Source organism: Paenibacillus sp. P4_A7 (assembly GCF_056402455.1).
Map to the genome: position 1 here is coordinate 1 of NZ_JBFUHJ010000624.1, position 2525 is coordinate 2525.

Sequence of the window (2525 nt, forward strand, 5' to 3'; positions counted from 1 at the left end):
AAACACATTGGCATAAAACTGAGTTGCCCCTTCCGGATCCTGAGAACCCAGATCAAACAAAACGACACGGTTCATATTAACACTCCTTTGCCAATTTCCTTACAATAAACATTATAAGATTCCAGAAACAGGAAGGTCAAGCGATTTATCCTGTTTTAAACAATAACTGCTGGAAGTATTTCTAGATTATTATTTCGTTAATCTGCCCGTTAGTTTAATAAAACGAGCAGGCTACCGCAGTGCCTGCTCATCGTTGTGTGCTATTGAACTAACGTTTCCCGTTAGTTGAATCATTATCAACTTGTGATTCACAGCACAAATTTCTCAAGAGAAACAGCAACACCATCATTATCATTTGATTCGGTAATGTGTTTTGCACAATTTTTCAGCTCAATTATCGCGTTTTCCATAGCGATCGGAAATCCGCACTTATGGAATAGTCCTAAATCGTTAAAGTCATCCCCGAATACCATTACGTTTTCTGACTTCACCCCGATATCATTAAGCACCCATTGCACGGCATCTTCCTTTGAGGCTGATTTGTGCATGATTTGAACCAATACTCCCCCATCGGTTGCGATTACGTTCACATGGTCGCCGAATTGCTCGATAACATCCCTCCATGAGCTGTAACCATGAACCAATATTTTGGTCGGGGATAGTGAACTAATAATATCCTTATCAACTACCAGGGGTTTAGGATCATTTGAACGGATACCGAAATGACCAAGTTGCGAGTCGGGAATTGGTGTACACGTATACCATGAGTCATTGACCTCGTATGAAATTAACGATTGAGGTGCCTGTAACTCGATGAAATTGTTAATCTGTTGGCTAGTCTCCATTGAGATACTAATGTGCCGCTGAGTTTGCTTAGACTTGCATGTCATTAGAGCACCATTGTAATAAACCAAGTAGTCTACAAAAGGAAAATTCTTTACAAATTGATTAGCCGCTCTAGGAGGTCGGGCCGTGGCAACAATAATATGAATTCCAGTATCATAACATCTTTTAACAGTCTGATAATTTCTAGGTGATATGGATTTGTCACTGCCGAGCAATGTTCCGTCCAAGTCTAATACAATTGCCTGAATGTCCGACATCTGCATTTCTCCTCACAAGTAATTCTTCCAATATTAACCTAATTCCAGGAGAGATGCTAGACTCACTAATGAATTAATCTGCCCGTTAGCTTAATAAAGAAAGGGAGCAGCTGCCGCAGCAAACTACCCCTTATTTGTTCAACTATCGTTTCCCGTTAGCGTAATCGTCAGATGTCCAATGAAACAAATTCCTCYYCCATAATTTTTTACACGTAAGYGTCTATACATATTTTTTTCATAATGATAACGTACCCTTCGTAGACGGAATAAMATCGCCTGTTATCCTAATTGCTTTCTTCAACGCATCGGTCATGGCCAATTTTACTCGGCGAAGTTTGAGTTACTTGAAAGACAAAATGATATTATTTCACTAACACATTTAGGTGTCACTTCTTGCTCATGAACATTTTCATTTAAATTATAAAAACCAGGCTCAATATAACTACTTTTAATCACTTCTAACTTTGGAAAAATACTTCCTTCTGTAACAAAATCAAGTCGGTATATTACAAGAAAATCTTTGGTTGGCGAAATAATATGTAACGCTTTTGCAAATATTTTATCATATGGGTCTTTACCGATATACCAATAAAATTCTTGGTTGTTTACTACAATCTTTCGCTTACGTTTTTCTAAAATCGCCAATTTCATCACCACAGTATATAAATTTTCTTCGCCTCACAAAATTACTGTTTGATCAAAGTTATTGCTTATTATACACCAACAAACTCTTTCAGAACTTTATTTAAAGCAGCTTCTTACTCGATATCTACATCCGGATCCAAGGAGAAAAACTCATTCGTTTCCGAACTTGATAAAAAACAAACAGTCTATCGACCCTAAATAATGCTTTCTTCAAAAAGTCGATGACCGAGCTTATTTCAATGGGGGATACAAATTTTTGAGTTCGGTTTGTGGGCGAGTAATGGAAGATTACTTACTGCCCCGTACTTCAATGAAACATCAAAGAGGAGCTGTCCTTGCGGCAGCTCCACACTATCGTTCCCCGTTAGCTTAATGACGGATAATTTATTTATGATATTTATCAGCACCATATCGAGTACAACTATAAAGATTTGATACCCGATGGATGGTTTCCAATAGGAAGCGATAATGGTGATATGCTCTTCATCAATTCAAAAGATTATAAGGATTACCAAAGAGAAAACAGCTATCTATATTGGAGTAAGAAGTTATTGTTGATAATGCGAAGGAAATTGGATTAAATTTCGAAAGATGGTTCGAATGATTCTTAATGTACAATGGGGACTCTTATTCTGGGCTTGGGAAAAGGAAAAACCCTATCATTACTACGGCAGGCTAAAACAGCACCTTATAAATATTGAAAAATATCAATACTTTATTTACTTTTAACAGAATCCTCATTATATCGGAATATCTATGCTATTTTTTTACTATTTT

2 protein-coding genes are annotated in these 2525 nt (G+C 37.0%); both read right to left on the reverse strand.

What is annotated here, in order from left to right:
- Positions 1-308 precede the first annotated feature (308 nt).
- Entirely contained in the window at positions 309-1103 is a 795-nt protein-coding gene (locus AC1DWN_RS32095) for a Cof-type HAD-IIB family hydrolase (protein WP_477562900.1), read from the reverse strand.
- A gap of 321 nt (positions 1104-1424) precedes the next feature.
- Complete coding sequence (locus AC1DWN_RS32100) at positions 1425-1748, reverse strand: hypothetical protein (RefSeq protein WP_477562901.1); 324 nt, start codon at positions 1746-1748, stop codon at positions 1425-1427.
- Positions 1749-2525 lie beyond the last annotated feature (777 nt).